5 protein-coding genes and 2 pseudogenes are annotated in these 2,767 nt (G+C 64.4%); 5 read left to right on the top strand and 2 right to left on the bottom strand.

Going from position 1 to position 2,767, the window contains the following annotated elements; translation table 11 throughout:
• A pseudogene (locus tag ACK5L9_RS21690) lies at window positions 1-209 on the top strand (hypothetical protein); the annotation flags it as partial.
• 36 nt (window positions 210-245) lie between these two features.
• On the opposite strand, the gene ACK5L9_RS21685 reads toward ACK5L9_RS21690, so the two are convergent.
• Window positions 246-404 (bottom strand): hypothetical protein, encoded by a 159-nt coding sequence (locus ACK5L9_RS21685; protein WP_416913536.1) that lies wholly within the window; start codon window positions 402-404, stop codon window positions 246-248.
• A 203-nt stretch (window positions 405-607) separates the two neighbouring features.
• Here ACK5L9_RS21685 and ACK5L9_RS21680 point away from each other — a divergent pair, with 203 nt between their 5' ends.
• From ACK5L9_RS21680 to ACK5L9_RS21665, 4 genes are read left to right on the top strand one after another with little or no spacing between them, the layout of a single operon-like run.
• On the top strand, window positions 608-847 hold the full coding sequence (locus ACK5L9_RS21680; protein WP_416913535.1) for a hypothetical protein: 240 nt from the start codon (window positions 608-610) through the stop codon (window positions 845-847).
• On the top strand, window positions 844-1,341 hold the full coding sequence (locus ACK5L9_RS21675; protein WP_416913534.1) for a hypothetical protein: 498 nt from the start codon (window positions 844-846) through the stop codon (window positions 1,339-1,341). Before ACK5L9_RS21680 ends, ACK5L9_RS21675 begins: the two co-directional genes overlap by 4 nt.
• Window positions 1,342-1,354: 13 nt before the next feature.
• Window positions 1,355-2,233 carry a cytochrome P450 gene (locus tag ACK5L9_RS21670; protein ID WP_416913533.1) on the top strand — a complete coding sequence of 293 codons (879 nt, stop codon included), beginning with the start codon at window positions 1,355-1,357 and terminating at the stop codon, window positions 2,231-2,233.
• On the top strand, window positions 2,203-2,355 hold the full coding sequence (locus ACK5L9_RS21665; protein WP_416913532.1) for a hypothetical protein: 153 nt from the start codon (window positions 2,203-2,205) through the stop codon (window positions 2,353-2,355). Before ACK5L9_RS21670 ends, ACK5L9_RS21665 begins: the two co-directional genes overlap by 31 nt.
• Before the next feature lie 4 nt (window positions 2,356-2,359).
• Here ACK5L9_RS21665 and ACK5L9_RS21660 read toward each other — a convergent pair.
• Window positions 2,360-2,767, bottom strand: a pseudogene (locus ACK5L9_RS21660) (sugar isomerase); the annotation flags it as partial.

Below are 2,767 nucleotides of genomic sequence, written 5' to 3'. Positions count from 1 at the left end.
GCGTCTCTATCGGCTGTTTCGATTACGAACCCTATGCCGAATTGCTGCGCATCCCCGTCCACATGATCCGCCAGCGCCACCGCCAGCTTGTCCGCAGGGCCTATGAACTGACCGAACAGAAGCCGCCCCGCCCCGAGCTTATCACCGTCAAGCCCGAACTTTACCCCGCCCTGCCGCGCCGCGCCGGAATGGACAAGACGCAGGGGTAATGGCCATTCCGGTGTGGTTCACCCGGCCGGCTGCGTTTACTTGTGGGTCAGCCGGTGGGTCAGTCGTTCCAGCATACGCAGAAAAGCCTCTTCGTCGGCACGGTCGATGCCCCCGAACAGGCGGAGGTGGAACTGTTGCGACAGGCGCCGGAACAGCGCGATTTTCTTGTGCCCGGCGCGGCCTTTGCCTTTCACTATGGCTGCACATTCTGCGCTCTGGGGCTGCTGCCAAAGGGCCGACCGCGCCGCTACCCGGTCCACGTTTTTGCCTGCTTGGCGCGCCCTTCGGTTCGGGTTTGTGCATCAGCGGCTGGACCGAAGGGGCGCGCTGATTCTGGACCAACAGGCGCTGACCATCCCGACCGGCGACCGGCTGGAGGATCGGGCTGGCAATCCCTTTGCCGCGCCAGACCGATTGCGGCTTTTTTGACGCCGTCACCGAGGCGCTGGCCCGGCATGACATCGGCCATGTGATCTGGCAACGCGATCCACATGACGACCTGTGGGGCTGGGACGCGCCCGAGTTGCGCCGCAGGATCACGGCGACGGCGAGGGTCTGGACGGATCTGGGCGCGCTACCGCGCTGGCCGGATGGTTGCGACCTGTCCGGCCTGCCTCTGGTCGGGAAAAGGTCTTGACCTATCAGCCTCTTGAATGTTCTTCAACCGCCCTGTCGCATCAGCGTGAATGGACCCGGACCTCGCGCAACCGTCTGGCCGATGGCACCCCCTGTGCCTTTGTGAGCGCCGATACCCCGCACGAGATTTTCCACCATTTCGACATTCCGGTGGTGGTCAATCAGTGGTGGTCCTCGGTGATTGCTGCGAAAATACTGGCCACCCGCCATCCGGACCTGACGCAGCGGCAAATCAAGGGAATGATCCCCATCCTTGAAACGTTGACCGGGCGCGCGTTTGATCCTGAATGTGATGCTGCCCCAGTGGCATCGGGGCTCGGACTGGGCGCTTCCCATGCCGCGCGGGTCTGTGGTTCGATACATCGTTCTATAGCGCGTTCGAGGAACTGGGTGCGCCCTTCGTCTGGTCAATCTACCTGCCCTTTGCAGCCGATGGCTATATCCGCAGCGATCACCGAGATCCGCCGCGCTGGCAGATCCTCCTGCCACGCATGAACGGCTGCGGGCCTTGGCACCGGTGGCGTGGCAGGATGAATGGGGCGGGTGCATCACGCTGATGCGCCATGACGATGTCGCCGCCGCCTCGCGCGCACCTCAGGATTTCGCCGCGACGCGGATGACGGTGATTCCGTCCAGCCCGCGCAAGGATCTGCCACGGCCGCCGCTGCAAAAGGATCCGCCCGAGGCTGATCGCTATCGCAAGGGGCTGAATCTGTTCTTCAACGAAAACCGCATGAAGCGGATGGAGCCAGAGCTGGAGGCACTGGCAACGCGGCTGTTCGACGCGCTGCTTGCCAACCTGGCCAAGGCGGATTTTAGCGATCGCTTTGCCGGGCCGTTCACGCAAGGCGCGCTATGCATGCTGGTCGGGCTGGATCTGGCCGAAGCGGACAGGATCAGTCGGCTCAGCCATGATTATGTCGTCGCTGTGCAGGTCGAGGATCTGCCCCGCGCGGGCAAGCTGTCGCGCCGCGTCGGTCAGTTCGCCATCGACCTGGCCGCTGACCGCATGGCGCGTCCGCGTGACCCGGAAACCGACATGGTGTCGGGGCTGATCGCCCATGACCCCGACGGAGGCCCCTATACGCATGAGGAACTGGCCGGAATGGTCCGGCTGAACCTGATCGGCGGGCATGTGGTGCCGTGCAATTTCCTGTGCTCGTTGGCCTGGCATATGGCCACCCATCCCGAACATCTGGACCTGCTGCGCCAGAACCCGAATGCGGAACGCGCCTTGATCGAGGAATTGCTGCGCCTTTATACCCCCTATCGCCGCTTTGCCCGGACGACGACCCGTGACAGCACGATTGGCGGCTGTCCGGTCAAGCGGGGCGATCCGCTGGCCGTGATCCGCATATGTGCCCCGGCGCGCCACTGGCCCGGATGATGCTGCGCGAGGTCTTGCTGCAACTGACCCCCAATTGCGAAAGGCTGACGATCACCGGCCCGCTGGAAATGACGCGCTGGCCCGAATATGGCCCCCTCAGTGTGCCGCTTTCGGTCCGTTGACCGGTCACACGATCCCGCCGCCACCACCCGCCGCCTGCGGGCGGAGTTCCGCGACCTTCGCGCGATAGCCCGAGGCGCGGAAGGTCGCGACCGGGTCGATGGCCGCGCCCGCCCGCAGACGGGCCATGGCCAGAATTGGCTCGACATCGGTGCGGAAGGCCGCGCGCAGCGTCGCCGCCGCCATCAGCGCGTCATTGGCCTGCTGGCAGTCGCGCAGCGCAGCGCGATCCACCAGCGAGGCCTGCACAAAGGCGCGCTGAATCTCGCAGGCGCTGACCATCAGGCTTTCGATGGGATCGGTGACATTATGGCTTTGGTCGATCATATGCGACAGGTTCAGGCCGGGCGTGTCCTCAAGCTCGACCAGTTCGTTAAAGACCAGAAACAGGCGGAACGGATCGATGGTGCCACT

Origin of the sequence: Paracoccus sp. (in: a-proteobacteria), from assembly GCF_047973135.1 — a bacterium.
GTDB lineage: Bacteria > Pseudomonadota > Alphaproteobacteria > Rhodobacterales > Rhodobacteraceae > Paracoccus.
The sequence above is the reverse complement of the archived record's forward strand: the minus strand, read 5'-3'. Positions and strand labels throughout refer to the sequence as shown.

Excerpts from the sequence above, each read along its gene's own strand:
- ACK5L9_RS21665 (WP_416913532.1), top strand. The coding sequence starts at position 2,203 with ATGTGCCCCGGCGCGCCACTGGCCCGGATGATGCTGCGCGAGGTCTTG.